Annotated in this window: 11 protein-coding genes and 3 pseudogenes; 2 read left to right on the top strand and 12 right to left on the bottom strand. The window is 64.0% G+C overall.

The window, feature by feature from the left end:
• Positions 1-321: 321 nt before the first annotated feature.
• From ICI42_RS21025 to ICI42_RS21000, 6 genes are all read right to left on the bottom strand, one after another.
• The gene (locus ICI42_RS21025) at positions 322-1,353 is read right to left on the bottom strand and encodes an IS110 family RNA-guided transposase (RefSeq protein WP_188166564.1); all 1,032 of its coding nucleotides are present in this window, start codon (positions 1,351-1,353) and stop codon (positions 322-324) included.
• A 114-nt stretch (positions 1,354-1,467) separates the two neighbouring features.
• Positions 1,468-2,222, bottom strand: a protein-coding gene (locus ICI42_RS21020; RefSeq protein WP_188166563.1) for an IS5 family transposase whose coding sequence is annotated in 2 segments (ribosomal slippage) — positions 1,468-1,889 and positions 1,889-2,222 — 756 coding nt in all. Because the reading frame shifts where the segments join, the coding sequence is not laid out codon by codon here.
• 331 nt (positions 2,223-2,553) lie between these two features.
• On the bottom strand, positions 2,554-2,850 hold the full coding sequence (locus ICI42_RS21015) for a hypothetical protein (protein ID WP_188166562.1): 297 nt from the start codon (positions 2,848-2,850) through the stop codon (positions 2,554-2,556).
• 332 nt (positions 2,851-3,182) lie between these two features.
• Positions 3,183-3,512 carry a DUF736 domain-containing protein gene (locus ICI42_RS21010; protein ID WP_188166561.1) on the bottom strand — a complete coding sequence of 110 codons (330 nt, stop codon included), beginning with the start codon at positions 3,510-3,512 and terminating at the stop codon, positions 3,183-3,185.
• 614 nt (positions 3,513-4,126) lie between these two features.
• Positions 4,127-4,567, bottom strand: coding sequence for a hypothetical protein (locus ICI42_RS21005; RefSeq protein WP_188166560.1), 441 nt, complete (start codon positions 4,565-4,567; stop codon positions 4,127-4,129).
• Positions 4,568-4,711: 144 nt separating this feature from the next.
• Positions 4,712-4,879 (bottom strand): hypothetical protein, encoded by a 168-nt coding sequence (locus ICI42_RS21000; protein WP_188166559.1) that lies wholly within the window; start codon positions 4,877-4,879, stop codon positions 4,712-4,714.
• Between the two features lie 334 nt (positions 4,880-5,213).
• Between ICI42_RS21000 and ICI42_RS20995 the strand changes: the two are divergent.
• A pseudogene (locus tag ICI42_RS20995) lies at positions 5,214-5,775 on the top strand (flavin reductase family protein).
• A gap of 10 nt (positions 5,776-5,785) precedes the next feature.
• On the opposite strand, the gene ICI42_RS20990 reads toward ICI42_RS20995, so the two are convergent.
• The 6 genes and pseudogenes from ICI42_RS20990 to ICI42_RS20965 all read right to left on the bottom strand — a co-directional run bounded on the left by ICI42_RS20990 (position 5,786) and on the right by ICI42_RS20965 (position 15,834).
• On the bottom strand, positions 5,786-6,721 hold the full coding sequence (locus tag ICI42_RS20990) for a DUF2493 domain-containing protein (protein WP_188166558.1): 936 nt from the start codon (positions 6,719-6,721) through the stop codon (positions 5,786-5,788).
• A 314-nt stretch (positions 6,722-7,035) separates the two neighbouring features.
• Positions 7,036-8,082, bottom strand: a complete 1,047-nt coding sequence (locus ICI42_RS20985; RefSeq protein WP_188166557.1) for a DUF7146 domain-containing protein — start codon at positions 8,080-8,082, stop codon at positions 7,036-7,038.
• 167 nt (positions 8,083-8,249) lie between these two features.
• Positions 8,250-11,671 (bottom strand): annotated as a pseudogene (locus ICI42_RS20980) (strawberry notch-like NTP hydrolase domain-containing protein); the annotation flags it as partial.
• 152 nt (positions 11,672-11,823) lie between these two features.
• Positions 11,824-12,225 carry a hypothetical protein gene (locus ICI42_RS20975; RefSeq protein WP_188166556.1) on the bottom strand — a complete coding sequence of 134 codons (402 nt, stop codon included), beginning with the start codon at positions 12,223-12,225 and terminating at the stop codon, positions 11,824-11,826.
• 97 nt (positions 12,226-12,322) lie between these two features.
• Positions 12,323-14,466, bottom strand: a pseudogene (locus tag ICI42_RS20970) (ParB/RepB/Spo0J family partition protein).
• A 174-nt stretch (positions 14,467-14,640) separates the two neighbouring features.
• Positions 14,641-15,834, bottom strand: a complete 1,194-nt coding sequence (locus tag ICI42_RS20965; protein ID WP_188166555.1) for a DUF932 domain-containing protein — start codon at positions 15,832-15,834, stop codon at positions 14,641-14,643.
• A 350-nt stretch (positions 15,835-16,184) separates the two neighbouring features.
• Here ICI42_RS20965 and ICI42_RS20960 point away from each other — a divergent pair, with 350 nt between their 5' ends.
• The gene (locus tag ICI42_RS20960; RefSeq protein WP_210317434.1) at positions 16,185-16,790 is read left to right on the top strand and encodes a type IV toxin-antitoxin system AbiEi family antitoxin domain-containing protein; all 606 of its coding nucleotides are present in this window, start codon (positions 16,185-16,187) and stop codon (positions 16,788-16,790) included.
• Positions 16,791-16,867: the final 77 nt, after the last annotated feature.

The following is a 16,867-nucleotide window of genomic DNA, read 5'->3' as shown; positions in this document are numbered from 1 at the left end:
AGCAAAAAGTGACTACCGCAGCAGCGCGGTCATGCTGCCAGTGCGGCAAATAATTGTCATGGATTCCCTATCGCCGATACCTAGCTCGCTTAGCCCTTCGTTTTTGGTCGCCCCGGGTTCATGCTTCGGTCCGTGGTCAGCGCGATGGCCGCCAACATGATGCTGGTTCAGTGCGGCAATTCCGATGTGCCCATCTCATTGGCGTGCTCGACCGAGGCCTGCTACAGTCCTGACCACGGCATCATCGGAACCGCGTCCCGGTTGGGGACCTCGAAGGCCTGCGCTCACGCAGACATCAACGATCTGGTTCTGATATAACGCTCAGGCCGACGTGGCGATCAACGGGACTGCGGAGAATTCAGTACCATCCTTCCACATCCGGTGCAGGATGGTGCCGATGCGCCTTGCCAAAGCCACCATCGCACGCTTTGCACCTCGGCGTTTGGCAACTTGCGCAGCCCAGCTTCTCAGCCATGTCGAGCGGCCCCGATGTATCATGACGGTAGCCGCTTGACACAAGGCTCTTCGCAGATTGGCGTCCCCAGCTCGCGTAATGCCGCCGATCACGTCGCGCTCCCCGGACTGGTTGCGCGACGGTGTAAGACCAACCCATGGACCAACTTTCTTGGACGATGAGAACCGCCCGGGATCATCGACAGCTGATCGGAAAGTTAAGGCGACGACCGCCCCGACGCCTGGCATCGTCATCAACAGCCGGCACGCAGCATCGTCCTTTGCAAGCAGACGAACCTGACGTTCGAGCCCGGCTAGTTCATGGCGCAGGCTGGTGCGCGCACGTAACATCGGCTCGGCCGCTGCTTGTAGCATGGAATTGCCGTCCACCAATTCCCTGATCCGGGCGTCGAACTGGCCGCGTGAGATGGCGCCAACCTTCAGGCCAAAGTTTCTCAGCAGTCCGCGCAGCGATAGCTCCAGCGCGATCATGCCTTGCTGAATCGCCTTACGGGCGGCCAAAAGCGCGCGAACCTCCTGTGCAGACACGGATTTGCAATGTACAGGCCTGAACCAGCCCAGATGAAGCAGTCGGGCAATCCCCTCAGCGTCGCGCCGATCCGTTTTGATCGGCATTGCCTTCAGTGCGCCCTTCACTTGTCGGGTTTCCATCAGAACGACGTCCAGTCGGGCATCGGCCAGACCGCGATGCAGCCACTGGGACAGCGGTCCGGCTTCCAGCCCGATGATGGCGACCGCTCCCTGCAGGGTGTTTGCAAAGTCCACGATCGCCTGGGGATCACTGGGAACCTGCGCTTCCTTTGCGATCTTGCCATGCTCATTGATCACACAGACGGCGGTCTTCGCCAGCGATACATCCAGTCCGATAAACAGTTTCATCCCGTATTCCTCCGATTGAGACTGATACGGGAACAGCGACAGCTTGCCGTGAGCAATTGCAAGATGCTTGAGCCGGTGGCGCACGGCGCAGGCCCCGTTACAGCATCTCATTGATCAGAGCCAGAAGATGACGGCGGCTGCGATGCAGATTGCCGAGAAGAAGGTGTGGGCGCATCGGTCGTAGCGGGTTGCGATGCGCCGCCAGTCCTTGAGCTTGGCGAACAGGTTCTCGACCTTGTGGCGCTGGCGGTAGAGGGCTGTGTCGTAGGGGTATGGGATCTTGCGGCTTCGGCACGACGGGATGCACGGCTCGATGCCCCTGGCTTCCAGTTCCTCGCGGAACCAGGCGCTATCGTAGCCACGGTCGGCAATCAGATGAGAGGCTGGCGGCAGGGCACCGAGCACCAGGCGTGCACCCTTGTGGTCGCTCATCTGGCCTTCCGACAGGAGCAGGATGATCGGTCGGCCGTCACCGTCGCAGACTGTGTGGAGCTTGGAGTTCAGCCCGCCCTTGGTTCGCCCGATACGGCGGGGAACATCCCCTTTTTTAGCAGACTCGCCGCAGTGCGATGAGCCTTCAGATGGGTTGCGTCGATCATGATGCGCTCGGGCTTCGGACCCTCGCCGGCAAGCCCGGCGAAGATGCGGTCGAACACGCCCATCAGGCTCCAGCGGATGAAGCGGTTGTAGAGCGTCTTGTGCGGGCCGTAGCCTGCGGGGGCGTCCTTCCACTGCAGCCCGTTGCGGATCACGTAGACGATGCCGCTCACCACCCGCCGGTCATCCACCCTTGGTACCCCGTGCGACAGCGGAAAGAACGGCGATATCCGCGCCATCTGGCGCTCGCTCAGCAGAAACAAATCACCCATCACGGCCTCCTTCTCGGAAACCGTGAATCACAACTCAAACGGAATTAATAGGTCCTGAGCCTAGATAAAGCTCCCCAGGACCACTGTATTCCTGCCTGCCCTTCTAAAGCATACCGTTGTATTAAACCCATCGCGGCCACGGGAGCCCGGGCCCGAAACGTCCGCTTTGGGCCAACATGAGACAGAGACTAGAGACTACGCTGGTCGCCAATGACGGCAATGGTGTCGGTTGCGGACAATCAGGTGCTTTGGTCGATAATTGGGGCGAAAGGCATGGGCAGCAATTGCCTGTGATCCCGGCTCGTCGATATGAGTGACGAGTTTAGCTTCGTTAGCCCATAATTTCCACGACCTCATAGTCGATGATAATTGGTTCAAGGCCCCAGTTAATCAATGTCAGCAAAGACTCCTTTGTGGCGGGTAGCGTCGTGATCCTCTCGATCTGAATACGCCGCTTGCTGTTCGGCGATGTCTCGTCTGTATCTTCAAGCAGGTCGATTACTTCCGTACGAACCTCGTCGAGCGTCTCGAAGTATGCGTTGTCCGGAAGCTCGGCATATTTCCAGCGCGTGTTGTGCGGATCCTCGCTATGGAGTGTGTAGGTGTAAAGGACGCAAAGTTCGCTCATGACTACTGGTCTCCAAAAAGGTTGAACGCGGCTTTGAATAGACCGGGGAAGCATGCGGACAAACGTCAAATCTGCATTCTAGCCAGAAGCTGTTTCGTGGGTCTCTGTTGATGCCATTGCCAAGATATCGGCTGCTGCGCCATCCGCTTTATCAAGAGCTGCCGTTATAGAGAGGACGAATCCGCGGGCGTAGGGCGGCCCACCATCACAGCGAGAGCGGTGCAATTTGTCCGCGAGTAAGACGAAGTCATGATGCATGGACGATGGGCTCGCAGAACTGCGGCCTGTAAGGGAGGCCCCACCCGATTGTCCGGGCAGGGCCTTGGTGGGTGCTATTCTCCGTTGCGGCGACCGTTCGGGCGGGACCAGATAAGGCTGAAGCCTTCGCCTTCCTCGTCGTCGAAGAGGTTGGCGTAGATCGGTGCGTTGAAGCTGGGATCGTCGAGCTTCAGGCCCAGATAGGCGCGGCCCTCGTTGGAGGTCTTGGACCAGGCGGCGCCAATCTCGGCGCGGCCGACAAAGACGCGGTGGCTGGGAGCGTTCTCGCCGGTGGCGCGGGCGTCGGGGACGATGCGGACGTTCTTGGTCTGGACGCTGAGGGTGACGATTTCGCCGTTGAACTCGTTGTTGCCGGTCTTCTTGAAGGTTCCGATGGTTGCCATGGTATTTCTCCTTGAACTCTGTTCCGAGCCCGCACCATTGCGGCCTCGATGGCGATCGACCGGCCGAAGGCGATGGACGACGCACCCCAAAGGGGCATGACAGCAGAGGAGGGGCTTTCTTGGCGCGCGAGGAATGACGGCGACCCGGGGTCCCTGCGCGGTTTGCCGCGTGGGGTGGGTTCCGGCAGGGGAAGAAAGTTCCTACGCCGCTGTTGCGTCATAGGCGATCGAGGCACAGCCGACCTTCGGCCAGATCAGCCCATTGACGAGGCCGTTCTGGAGCGGTCGACCTGACAGAGACGCATCACAGGAGAATATGGCGGCCATCCCGGACCGATATGACCGTAGCGACGCCTGACACCGCGGGTCAAACCAACTCCGCCAGACGCTACGTACCGCCGTTTCCTGCCCGTCGCCCACGGGATCGCCCCCTCCCGGCACTTGCACCGTCTGCGCGCTGTCACGGCATTGCCCCCGGCACCGTCACCGATGGCATGGCACGTCAGTTGGAGTAGCCCTCGATCCGGTCAGCGCGATTGCAAACGAGCCTGGCGACGTGGAAGGCGCGACCGCTAAGACATCAATTTACCATCCCGCCGGCGCCTGCACCGATGTCAGGCCCGCGCGATGGTCTGCCCGGTTGGTCCGGGCGCGGCCATTGCCGTCACCCGGATCAGCGCCGTGACGCCAACGGCGATTGCGCCGATAACTGAGAAGATGAGCTGCCAGATGTCGGAGGGCATGGTGTGTTTCACGATGCCATGCGTCGCGTGGTAGCCGGCGAGCGCCGCGGGCGCGACAGAGGCGAGTGCGATCGCGAGCCGTATCGAGAGCGGACGGATGAAGGCGAGCAGGAACTGCCCGACGCCGAGTGTGAGTGCGGCGGCGACAAGGCCGAGGAGGATTGCGCCGAGCCAGCCGGCGCCGGTCTGATAGGCCCATGTCCCGACGCTGACGCCGGCCAAGAACGGCAGCGCGAAGACAGCCAGCGTGAACAGCAACCAGCAGAGAACGCTAGTCGCCGCGATGCTGGAGATGATGCCGATGAAGATCATGGTGGTGTTCTCCGTGAGATAAAGGTCTGACGGTTGCGCCTCCACCACCACCACGGCGCATTGATAGTATAGCCGAAGAGAAGGCAGGACGGGAGCGGAAATCCCATGGGACTTCCGCTTGCGGCCCTGTCACCTTGCCCGCGACTAGCGGGCGAAGGGGTCGATCTCGTGAACGATGGCGGCGAAATCGCCGTCATATTCGCTGGCGGGCATGACGCCCATGGTGCCGTCGCCGGTCTGGAAGATGACGATGGAGACCATGAGGGTGGTGGCGAGGCTGAAGGCGAAGGCGTGAGCTTGATTGAGGGACATGTGACCGGCTCCTGTTGGAGGCGGGAGACCATCTCCCGCGCGACAGGCGCCCGATGTGTCCAGCCGATGGCCGCAATCATCGCGCAGGCGAAGCCGGAGCGGCGGCACGCTTTGCGTAGTCCGACCCTTTATGGGTTGATGGCGTCAGGCCAACGGTTGGACCAAGGATCAGCGCAATGGAAGCGGGAGATGGTTTTCCGCCATGAAAGGGGCCACGAGGGAAACGCCCGTTCAATGCTTTCGCACCAAAGCAACGCCGCGATGCTGTCGGTCGTGATGCTGCCGACATGGGCGGGTATGTTCATGCGAAGCGCAACAGCCGAAGAGAACGCCCATGCCGAAGCTTCCCGAGAGGATCGATTTCCCCGTCAGCCAGGTGCGGCGCTATCTGGAGCCCGGCCCGATCGTGCTGGTGTCGTCGAAGTGGCAGGGCGCGACCAACATCATGACGCTCGGTTGGCACACGATCCTTGAATTCTCGCCGTCTCTGGTCGGCCTGATGATCTCCGGCGGTAATCACAGTCACCGCATGATCCGCGAGAGCCGGGAGTGCGTGATCAACCTGCCGACGACGGCGCTGACCGATACCGTGGTCGGGATCGGCAACACGTCAGGAGCCGAAATCGACAAGTTCGTCAAATTCAATCTCACGGCGGAAGACGCGACCAAGGTTGATGCGCCGCTGATCGGCGAATGCCATGCCAGCTTCGAGTGTCGCCTTCACGATGATGCGCTGGTCGACAAATACAATTTCTTTCATCTTCGAGGTGGTGAAGGCACATGTCGCAGCGTCGCCAAAATATCCCGAGACGCTGCACTATGCCGGCGAAGGCGTGTTCGTGGCGTCCGGCAAGATCATCAGCCGTAGATCGCTGTTCCGACCTGTGATGCTGTGAGAGGCGGCGCTTACGCGCCGCCTCTCTTCGGCCGGAAATCGTACAGCGGGATGCCGAGCTTCCTCGCCTTGTCGGCAAGGTTGTCCTGGATGCCCGTGCCGGGGAAGACGATGACCCCGATCGGCAGCACGTCCAGCATCTGATCGTTGCGCTTGAACGGTGCGGCCTTGGCGTGTTTCGTCCAGTCGGGTGCGAAGCCGACCTGTGGCACCTTGCGGGCGTCGGCCCATTTGGCCGCGATCTTCTCGGCGCCCTTTGGCGACTTGCCGTGCAACAGCACCATGTCGGGGTGTTTGGCGTGGACCTGATCGAGCTTGGCCCAGATCAGGTGGTGATCGTTGAAGTCGAGCCCGCCGGTGAAGGCGATCTTCGGACCGGCGGGTAGCAGCACCTGATTGTCGGCGCGCTTCTTGGCTGCGAGGAAGTCCCGGCTGTCGATCATCGCCGAGGTCAGATTGCGATGGTTGACCATCGATCCAGAGCGCGGACGCCAGTTCGAGCTGGTCTGGCGCTCATAATGTTCTGCGGCCTGGTCGCGCATCAGCTCGAAAGCGTTGCGGCGTTCGATCAGGGTCTGGCCCTCGGCGGTCAGGCGTTCCAGCTCGACAGCCTTCACCTCGCTGCCGTCCTGCTCGCGCTGGCCGCGGCGCTGCGCCTGCTCGTTGTCGTCCAGCTCGCGCTCGATCCGGTCGGTGGCACGGTGGAAGAGGTTGACGGTCGACCAGAGGAGATCGTCGAGGTCGGGTTCGAGGCGGGTGTTCTCCAGGGTGACGATCAGAGCGTCGAAGATGTCGGCGATGGCGCCGGCGACATGGTCGCCCTCCGGAAGCGGTCGTGGATCGGGTTCATCCGTGAAGGGACGGTAGCCGTAAAGCTGGAGTTCGCTCAGGACATGGTCGGTGGGGGAAGAGGTGTGGTGCGGCTCAAAGTCATCGTGCTCGCTCATGGGATGCTCCGTCGGTTCGACCGCAACCCTCGCGGCCTTCATGGCGACGAAAGCCGGCGGGCGGGCCGGACCTGCACCCGCAGCGAAGCGGAGGGCCGGAGCGCAGCGGAGGAGGGCGAAGGGCGGGCTATTTTGCCTCGCGATGGAAAGAGGCCCGCGGCCGCGCCGGAAAATAGTCCGCCGCAGGCATTGCGGGTCCGGGCCGTTTGCTGGCCGATCGCCCTCTCGAAGGCCGGGGCGCGGTTCTCTCCGACATAGGATCATCCGAGCGATGCCGACGATGGCGCTTCCACCGACTGCATTCTCCTGTCGGCCTATTCCGCCAGCGCCGTGAAGCGCGCTACATCCTGTGGCGCGATCTGCACCCGGGCCGCTGCCCGGAGGCTGTCCAGACCAGCCATGCGGAGATCCTCGTTGAAGTCGCCCAGGTTTGGAGACACCACGACTGCCTCGATCCCGGCCGCGTTCGCGCGTTCGATTAACGTGGCCATCGCACCGTCGCCGGCCGGATCGTTGTCGCGGGCGATATAGAGCCGTCGCAGCGTGTCGGGGAACAGGATGGCCGAGAGATGCGCCGCCGAGAGCGCCGCCGCCATCGGCATGTTGGGCAGCGCCATCCTGAGCGACAGCATCGTCTCGATGCCTTCGCCCGCCGCCATTACGTCGCCAGCCACACCGAAGCGAACGGCATGTCCGAGGAGGTCGCCCATCGCCCGTCTCGGCGTGTCGATTGGTGCCTTGTCCGATCCGTCCGGGGCGAGCCAGGTGCGATGCGCGCCGGTTTGACGTCCGTCCAAATCAGTGATCGATGCGATCATTGCTGGCCAGGTTTCGGTCGGGGAGTGCTCGTCAGGCCGGTAGTAGCAGCGGGGGTGGAAGCGGAGGCTTCCGGTTCCGTGCAAATCCGTAATGCCGCGTGTGCGGAGATACGTCTTTACGAGTGTGCCCGAAATCGGCTGCGCCATGGCAAAGAGCCGACGCGCTGCTTCCGGCGATCCTGATGGCGCCGGCGACTTGCGCTCGCCAGAATGCGGACGATCCGGCTCGGGATGCGGCATCGACAGGAAGGTGCGCGCCTCATGGGCGACGTCCTTGAAGTCGACCAGGCCGCAGCTCTCGCGGATGACGTCGAGGAGATCGCCATGCTCACCGGTTGCAGCGTCGGTCCATTTGCCGGCGGCGCCCTTGCCGGTTTCGCCACCCTTCAGCCGTACGAACATCGAGCGGCCGAGTGTGTTGCGGACATCGCCGACAAGCCAGTAGCGGCCCTCGCGATGTCCCGCGGAGAGATAGTGACGGCATACCGCCTCGGCCTGTCGGCCGAGACGTATCGCCAGTTCGGAGGCGTCGTGCCGTGCCATCACGCCGCCTCCCGCTCGCCGATATGCTCGACCGGGTAGCGATCCAGCACCTTGGTCAGGATCACGGGGCCGGTGGGATCGGTCGGCACGAACATCCGCAGCTTCCACGAGATGATCTCGTGAAACAGGCCATAGGCCCGGAGGCGATCACGCATGGCGTCGGTGAAGCCGGACAGTTCGATGCGGTTGGCGCCCATGACCCGGATCGGCGGCAGCTCGTCTTTGATGCCGGTGGAATCAGTCAGCGACAGGCCGGTGGCGTCCTCGAACATCTGGAGCGAGCAGCCGTCAACCTTGCCGCGCACCAGCAGCAGGTAAAGCTGCCGCAGGGCGTCGCGGGCGTAGTAGCTCTCCAGATTGTCTTCGGGCCGGAACAGACCTTGGCCGCCAGTCTGGCGCTGGCCGCGTGTGATCGCGCCCAGGGTGTCGAGGCGGCGGGCGATGGTCGAGAGGAAGCGCTTTTCGGCCTTCACGTCCGTCGAAATCGGTCGGAATAGCGGTGGCTGCGCCTGATTGGTCCGGTTTGTACGGCCCAGGCCCTGAATGGCGGCGTCGGCCTTCCAGCCCGGCTCCAGCAGATAGTGGACGCGCAGCCGCTGGTTCCGCGCCGACAGATCGGCGTGATAGCTGCGCCCGGTGCCGCCGGCGTCGGAGAAGATCAGGATACGCTTCTGATCGTCCATGAAGGCTGCGGCCTCAGCGAGATTTGCGGAAGCCGCACGGTTCTCCACGGCGAGGCGGTCAATGCCGCCGGGGCTGGTCATGGAGTTGGCACCCGACTTGCGGACGATGCGGCGCGAGCGTCCGGTCACCTCCGCCACGACATCGGTGCCGAAGCGCTGGACGATCTGGTCAAGCGCGCCGGGGACTGGTGGCAGCGAGGCGAGTCTTCCGATCAGACGGTCACGTCGGGCAACGGCATCGCGGCTCTCGACGGGCTGACCGTCGCGAAACACCGGCCGCGACGACAGATTGCCTTCGCTGTCGGTGAAGGGTTCGTAGAGCTGCACTGGGAAGGAGTGGGCGAGATAGTCCAGAACGTACTCGCGCGGGGTGATATCCACCCGGACGTCGTTCCATTCCTCTGTCGGGATTTCCGCGAGGCGACGCTCCATCAGGGCTTCGCCGGTCGACACGATCTGGATCACGGCGGCATGGCCGTCGGCGAGGTCCTGCTCGATCGAGCGGATCAAGGTTGGCGTCTTCATCGAGGTCAGGAGGTGGCCGAAGAAGCGCTGCTTGGCGGATTCGAAGGCCGAGCGGGCGGCGGACTTGGCCTGCCGGTTGAGCGTGCCCCCACTGCCATCAGGGCCGCCGGTGATGTTGGCGGCCTGCATCGCGGCGTCGAGATTGTTATGGATGACGGCGAACTCCCCAGCATAGGCGTCATAGATGCGCGTCTGCTCGAGCGTAAGCTGATGCTCGACCAACTCGTATTCGACACCGTCATAGGAGAGCGACCGCGCCGTGTAGAGGCCGAGCGAGCGCAGGTCGCGGGCCAGCACCTCCATGGCCGCCACGCCGCCGTCCTCGATCGCTTCGACAAATTCCGCGCGGGTCGAGAACGGGAAGTCCTCGCCGCCCCAGAGACCGAGGCGCTGGGCATAAGCGAGATTGTGGACAGTGGTCGCGCCGGTCGCCGAGACATAGACGACGCGCGCATTCGGCAACGCATGCTGGAGTCGAAGGCCAGCACGGCCCTGTTGCGAGGCGGCGACATCGCCGCGTTCGCCCTTGCCGCCGGCGGCATTCTGCATGGCGTGGCTCTCGTCGAAGATGATCACTCCATCGAAGTCGGAGCCCAACCATTCGACGATCTGCTTGACGCGGGAAAGCTTCTCGCCGCGGTCATCGGACCTTAGCGTGGCATAGGTGGTGAATAGGACGCCTTCGGACAGGCGGATGTCCTTGCCCTGCGGGAAACGCGACAACGGCGTGACCAGCAGCCGTTCCATGCCGAGGGCCGACCAGTCGCGCTGGGCGTCCTCCAGCAGCTTGTCGGATTTGGAGATCCACACCGCCCTGCGCCTCCCTCTCATCCAGTTGTCGAGGATGATGCCGGCCGACTGGCGACCCTTACCCGCGCCGGTGCCGTCGCCAAGCATGAAGCCCCGGCGGAAGCGCACGGCGTTGGCCGCATCGTCTGGCGCTGCCGAGACGATGTCGAAGGTCTCGTCAACCGTCCACCAGCCTGCGAGGAAGTCGGAATGCGCCTCGCCGGCGTAGATGACGGTTTCAAGCTGGGCGTCGGAGAGAAGCCCGTCGGTGACGATGTTGGCTGGAAGCCTGGGCCGATAGCTCGGCTTGGGCGGCGCGACCGAGGCCATCGCCACCGACTGCACGAGCTTGGTCGGGTGAGCTTGAGCGCCGGGAATACGGATCGCCTGCAATTCGTATTCTTCATAGATTGCGTCGGTGATCCGGCCGTCTTCGGCGGGTGTCCACTCCACGGTCTCATAGGCGAGTTCGACGCCTTCGGGCTCGATGGACGCGGGCGTGGCGGGACGTGCCGCAGTAGTACGCGCGGGGTATCCGCGAACGGTCCGAGGCGTCGCGGTAGACGCCGAAGTTGCCACTGGCGGCAGGGTGGCAGTCGGACGCGGCGGAACCTGAGTCTCGATCCAGCCGAGCAACGTGTCGACATCGGGCGCGATGCCGGGCGAAGGGGGAATGCCGAACGATCGTCAGCCGGCAGCTTGTCGATGACCGTCAGCCGCGTGTCGATGGTCGTGCCGTGCTTGGCATAGACCGAGCCGTCCACGGCCGCGGTGAAGACGATGCGGCCACGCTCCTGAAGCCGGACGAAGGCCGCGGCCCAAGCCGGATGGTCGGGGCTGAAGTTGGCGCCAGTGATCGCCACCAGCCGCCCGCCATCGGCGAGCCGGGCCAGCGCCGAGGCGACATGGCGATAGGCGGTGTCGACCACGCGGCCGGAGACGTTCGCCATAACGGAGAATGGGGGGTTCATCAGCACGACTGTGGGGGTGGCGTCCGGCGCGAGGTGATCGTCGATCTGGGCCGCGTCGAAGCGCGTGACGGCAGGGGCCGGAAACAGCGCAGCGAGAAGATCGGCACGGGTCTCGGCCAGCTCGTTGAGGAGGAGCGTTCCGCCTGAAATCTCCGCCAGGACGGCGAGCAGGCCGGTGCCAGCCGATGGCTCCAGCACGATATCGCCAGCGGCAATGGAGGCGGCCGCCACTGCGGCGAGGCCGAGCGGCGCCGGCGTCGAGAACTGCTGGAGCGCCTGCGATTCTTCAGAGCGCCGCGTATGCGTCGGCATGAGCCCGGCGATTTTCCCAAGAGCGGAAAGACGTACAGCCGGAGACGCGGCCTTGCGGAAAAGCGCCTTTCCGTATTTGCGCAGGAAGAGGACTGTCGCGACCTCGCAGGCCTCATAGGCCGCCTTCCAGTCCCAGGCGCCGCTGGTGTCGGATGCGCCGAAGGCTGTTTCCATCGCTGCACGAAGGATCGCGGCATCGACGCGCTGGCCGCGTTCGAGATGTTCGAGAAGCTTTTGCGCCACGGCGAGGGTCTGGGACGCACGCGTGACGGGCACGGCCGCAAGGGCCACGGGAGACAGAATGTTCATGGAAGGAACCTTGGGAGAGCGGAAGGGACAAGCTCGGTTGGCGCTCTCTCTCGACCGCCCGAACTCGACCCATCCCGGCCGTCCTCTTCCTCTTGTCCGCTGACATTAAAAAAGCGCCCGACCGTGAGGCCGGGCGCGCGCATGGTCGGGGATCATCGCATTCGGCTTTCGGCCAGCCAGCGGCCGGTACTGATCCATTCAATCGTGCGGCCTGTGCCGAGGTCGAGCAGATGGGCGCCGCCGGAGAAGCCGTCCACGACAGGGTCAGAAGCAATACCGGCCCACTGAAACCTCCAGGTGCCGGTGAGTGCGAATGTCTCCGCGCAGCGGGTGACGAAGGTGACCAGCAATTGCGGATCGGCGGTTCCGGGGTCGCGAAGCCAGAGGCGTGTCGCGCCATGCTCGGGCGTGAGCGAGAGCAGGAAGGGTTCGGCGGGCGGGTCCTCGCGACCGTTCTCGGCCATCAGCGCGGTGTAGATGTCGAAGGCCCGCGCGACATTGGCCACTGAGCCGACGTCGAGCAGGCAGGAGAAGCGGGTGAGAAAATCGGGCATGTTGGGCTCCTGAAACGAAAAGAGCCCGGCGCTGTGCCGGCCTCGGAGTGGTTGGAATTGGAAGGTGCGGAGCGGCCGAAGCCGCCCCGCGAGCCGATCATTCGGCGGCGACGAGGTGACGTTCGTCGTCCTCGCTATCGGCCTGCGATTCTGAGTCCTCGTCGGTGCTGAGAAAGTCAGGCGGTCTGGGCCCTTGGCTTCTTCGCCACCACCCGCGTCCGATGCCGGATCCCCGTCAACGCCGGCAAGCCGAAGCGGCTCGGGCAGCCAGCCGCTGTCGGCCAGGAGACGCTCGGCCTCCTTGGCCATATCGCCCTTCTTCAGATGGTCGATGAGCTGGGCCGCCCGTTCGCCGGCGCCTTCCCGGACGGCTTCGAGAATGCGCGGCTTGGTGACACGGCTGAGATAATTGCCGAAGGTCGGGCGCCAGCCCGCTTCGACCATGTCGAGCCCGGTCGCCCGCGTCAGCCGATCGGCCTGCGCGAGCCTCATATCGAGCGTGTGCTGCGACACGCCGCCCGCGCTGTGCGGGTTCGGCCGCTCATAGAGCGCGTTGACCCCGTAGCTGACGCAGTGTGCCAGCAGCGCCATGCGGCTGGCGTCGTCGAGCCCGGCGAGCCAGTCCCAGAGGGCGTCGTCGTCCTTCGGGATGTCGGCGGCCCAGGCGTCGTGACGCTCCTGCACGGCCCGCGCGGAGGGGCTGTCCTTCAGCGTCTCGTCCTGAACCGGGAAGAAGATGTGCTTCACCCCCGCTTCCATGGCGCCCGTGTACATGCGGGTCATGAAGTTGTCCGAGACCAGCATGTGGAGAAGCGCCGTCATGGCGATGTGCGGATTTTCCGCGACCGCGTTGCGCAACGCGAGGGTGCGGTAGGCGGTCAGCTCGATGACAAGGCGTTCGGGCAACGGCTTGATCCTGTCGTCCTCATCGTCGTCCTCCGGTTCGACAGGCCGGCCGCCGATGGTGATGACGGCGCGCTGCAGCGACGGGCTCGCGGTGCCATCGGATTCGATGTCCGTCTCCGATCCTTCCTCACCATCGGTCCGGACCTGAGGCACATCCTCGGGCCGGACGTAGCCGCGATCGACCGAAAGCGATCCGTTGGCGTCGATGCTGACGAAAACGCCGGCGATGGCGATGTCGGCCGGGTCGAAGTGCTCGGGCCGGTCGTCGAAGGCTGCCAGAGCGGTCTCGATCTCGCCCATGCGCTCGTCGACCTCATCGGGCAGTTCGTCGGCGTCCTGATATTCCGCTTCGAGCCTGGCCTGCTCGGCAGTGAGCGCCTCGCTGGTCGCCTGTTCCTCGGCCGATAGATCGAACGGCGTGCCGGAGACCTGGTGCAGGCCGCGCGTGGCATCGTATGGGAAGCTGACCGCGACCTCGATCCACTTCCAGCCCTCGGCGGCGATCGCCTCGGCCTCGGCCTTCAGCTTCTCGGCGACGAGGCGATCGAGAAGACCGACGTCCTGCAGCCAACCGCCATCATCGGCCTGGAACAGGTCGCGCATGACGATGCCGCCAGCCGCCTCATAGGCTTCGATGCCGAGGAAAACGGCACGCTTGTCGGAGGCGCGCACTGTGGTCTCGGTCAGCATGCGCCGGATCTGATAGGGCTCTTTCGACCAGGCGTCCTTGATCGCGTCCCAGACCTGCACCTGACGATCGTGGTCTTCGGAGACCGTGAAGGCCATGAGCTGCTCCAGCGTCATGCCGTCGTCGGCATAGACGTCGTGCAGCGCGGGCGACACGGTTGCGAGGCGCAGCCGCTGCTTGACCACGTTGACGGGGACGAAGAAAGCCGCGGCGATCTCCTCCTCGGTCATGCCCTTGGTCAGCATGTCGTGGAAGGCCCGGAATTGATCGAGCGGAGGGAGCGGCGCGCGCTCGATATTCTCGGCCAGCGAGACCTCCTCGGGGAGGATGGCGCCTTCGCGATCACGGACCACGCAGGGCACGGGCGCGATCTTGGCGAGACGCTTCTGCTTCACCAGCAGTTCGAGCGCGCGGAAGCGGCGGCCGCCGGCGGGCACCTCGAACATGCCGGTCTCGTTGCCTTCGGCATCAACGACGGGAAAGACGCTGAGGCTCTGGATCAGGCCGCGACGAGCGATCGAAGCCGCCAGGTCTTCGATTGAGACGCCGGCCTTCACGCGCCGGACGTTGGACTGGCTGAGCACCAGCTTGTTGAAAGGGATGTCGCGCGAGGACGACAGGATGATCTTCTGAACGGCAGTAGCCATCGGGATTTACTCCGCGACGGGCGGCCGAGAGACTCTCTCTCAACCTCCAACCCGTCACGGAGCGAAGCGCCGCCCTCTTCCTCTAAAGGGGGCAGCGCACGGACCGGCGAACCAGAAAGGCACGGAAGCGCAAAGCCGGAGACACGGAAAACCGCATCCCCGGCTTCGCGGCGATCAGGCCGCTCGATCGAGCAGCTTCTTGGCCTTGCCCTCCATGTCGAGGCGGGCGTCCTGATGCGGCTTGTCGCGCGCGACGGCGGTGATGCCCTGCACGAAATCGAAGATGGACTCCGGAGGGCGGCCTTCCTCGGCCAGCACTCTGTCGATGATTTTGCCCGTCTCGGCCTTGGAGAAGCCACGCCGACGCAGGAAGTCGGTGCGGTCTTCGTCGGTCCTGGCGACGATCCGCTCGCGGGCCGCCCTGATGCCGTTGACGAACGGCAGGGGTGAGGAATTCGCGAAGTTCAACAGCGCCGGGGCTGCCTCGTGCGCAAAGCGATTGGCCGCGTATTTGGAGTGGCGGATGGTGATCTCCTCGAAATTCTCCACGCCCCACAAGTTTCGATTCTGGCAGACGGCGCGGAGATAGAAGCTCGCCATGCCGAGCGTCTTGGCGCCGACCTCGGAATTCCAGCAGTAGAAGCCCCGGAAATAGAGATCGGGAGAACCGTCAGGCAGCCGGCCGGCTTCGATGGGGTTCAGGTCATCGACGAGGAACAGGAAGACGTCGCGGTCCGAGGCATAGAGCGTCGTCGTGTCCTTGGTGATGTCGACGCGCGGATTGTAAATCCCGGTCGACCAGTCGAGCACGCCCGGGACCTTCCAGCGGGTATCGCCCGTGCCATTGCCGGCGATGCGTTGGACGGCCTCGACCAGCTCGTGGTCGTAGATGCGGCCATAGTCCGGGCCAGTGACGGCGCGCAGTTCGACGCGGCCGGTGTCGGTTTCGAGCGTCTTGATCTGCTCGGCCCGATTGGAGGTCAGGCCGTATTGCAGGTTGATGCCAGCAAGGGCGGCGGGGAGCTGCCGCAAATAGGCGGCGGGCGCTCCGACCAGGCTAGCGAGTTGTCCGAAGGACCAGTGCGTCGGCGCGATTGGCGCATCCGTGCCCGGCAGGATCAGGGCCAGCCGCTCCGGGTCGTTGCGGTTCGCCTCGACGTGGATGAGCGCGCTCTCCACCACCCGCGTCCGGCTGCTTTCGGTGCGGTCGCGGACCGTCCGCGCCAACTCGGAGAGGGACAGGTAGCGCTCGTCGGCCGGACGCGAGAACCATTCGGACGAGACGCGGCCGACCCGCTCGCCACGGCCGACATCGACCTTGTAACCGCCGCTGGTGTCACGGCGCGCATTGAGGACCTGCATGTTCATGGGACCAATCTCCATGACGGGCGTCAGAGACCTCTTCTCCGACCTTCAACCCGTCACGGGAAACAAGTCCACTCTCTCACTCTCAGCGGGGCGTTGCGGGGCAGCCGCCCCGCAGAAGGGGTCGGTCGAGACCAAGGCTCGGACGCAGGGGAAGGCCTTCCCCTCCCGGTGTGGATGCAGAAGACGATCCGAAGATCAATCGTCGCTGTTTGCTCAAGTCCGTTTGAGGCGGACGCGTTTCGTAGGGCGGCAGCCTCTTCTAGCTGGCACCTTTCCTCGCCATGCGAAAATGATACAAATCCTCGGATAGTAAGTCCTATGTTCCGAGTTTCCGTATCGTGCCATTATCCATGTCCCAACGCCAGATTGCCCATACCATTTTGACCGCGCGCGGAATTTCGCGCCTGGCAGAGCTGCGCGAGGCGGGCGTAACAGCCGCCACCATGAGCCGCATGGAACGGGACGGCGAGGTGCTTCGGCTCGCGCGAGGACTTTATCAACTTTCTGATGCACCCCTCGACGTTCACCACAGTCTGGCAGAGGCCGCCAAACGGGTTCCCAAGGGCGTCGTTTGCCTCGTTTCCGCCCTTGCGTTCCACGGGCTGACCGATCAACTGCCGAGGCAGGTTTGGCTCGCCGTGGGCCAGAAGGACTGGCCCCCGAGATCCGAAGGCACGCCCATTCGGCTGGTACGTTTCACAGATCGTCTCCTGACGGAGGGGGTTGAAACCCACCCTGTCGAGAGGGTGCCCGTGAAGGTTTTCGGCGTCGCAAAGACGATCGCCGATTGCTTCCGATATCGAAACAAGATTGGCCTGTCGGTGGCGATCGAAGGCCTGCAGGAAGCGCTGCGTCAGCGCATGACGACGCCAAGCGAAATTGCCAGCCAGGCCGAGCGAGGAACGGTCGCCACGGTCATTCGGCCCTATCTCGAGGCACTGACCGCCAATGACTAAGGAGATCGAGAATATCGGCTCCTCAGTTCGCGCCCCGCCTGTCGCAGATTGCCAAAATGAGGTGATGGTGGACCGGG

It is taken from the genome of Oryzicola mucosus (assembly GCF_014534685.1).
GTDB lineage: Bacteria > Pseudomonadota > Alphaproteobacteria > Rhizobiales > Rhizobiaceae > Oryzicola > Oryzicola mucosus.
Note: the sequence above shows the minus strand (reverse complement) of the source record. Positions and strands in the feature narration are given on the sequence as shown.

Excerpts from the sequence above, each read along its gene's own strand:
- ICI42_RS20985 (WP_188166557.1), bottom strand. The coding sequence starts at position 8,082 with ATGGCACGGCACGACGCCTCCGAACTGGCGATACGTCTCGGCCGACAG.
- ICI42_RS21015 (WP_188166562.1), bottom strand. The coding sequence starts at position 2,850 with ATGAGCGAACTTTGCGTCCTTTACACCTACACACTCCATAGCGAGGAT.
- ICI42_RS21010 (WP_188166561.1), bottom strand. The coding sequence starts at position 3,512 with ATGGCAACCATCGGAACCTTCAAGAAGACCGGCAACAACGAGTTCAAC.
- ICI42_RS20975 (WP_188166556.1), bottom strand. The coding sequence starts at position 12,225 with ATGCCCGATTTTCTCACCCGCTTCTCCTGCCTGCTCGACGTCGGCTCA.
- ICI42_RS21005 (WP_188166560.1), bottom strand. The coding sequence starts at position 4,567 with ATGATCTTCATCGGCATCATCTCCAGCATCGCGGCGACTAGCGTTCTC.
- ICI42_RS21025 (WP_188166564.1), bottom strand. The coding sequence starts at position 1,353 with ATGAAACTGTTTATCGGACTGGATGTATCGCTGGCGAAGACCGCCGTC.
- ICI42_RS21000 (WP_188166559.1), bottom strand. The coding sequence starts at position 4,879 with ATGTCCCTCAATCAAGCTCACGCCTTCGCCTTCAGCCTCGCCACCACC.
- ICI42_RS20960 (WP_210317434.1), top strand. The coding sequence starts at position 16,185 with ATGTCCCAACGCCAGATTGCCCATACCATTTTGACCGCGCGCGGAATT.
- ICI42_RS20965 (WP_188166555.1), bottom strand. The coding sequence starts at position 15,834 with ATGAACATGCAGGTCCTCAATGCGCGCCGTGACACCAGCGGCGGTTAC.
- ICI42_RS20990 (WP_188166558.1), bottom strand. The coding sequence starts at position 6,721 with ATGAGCGAGCACGATGACTTTGAGCCGCACCACACCTCTTCCCCCACC.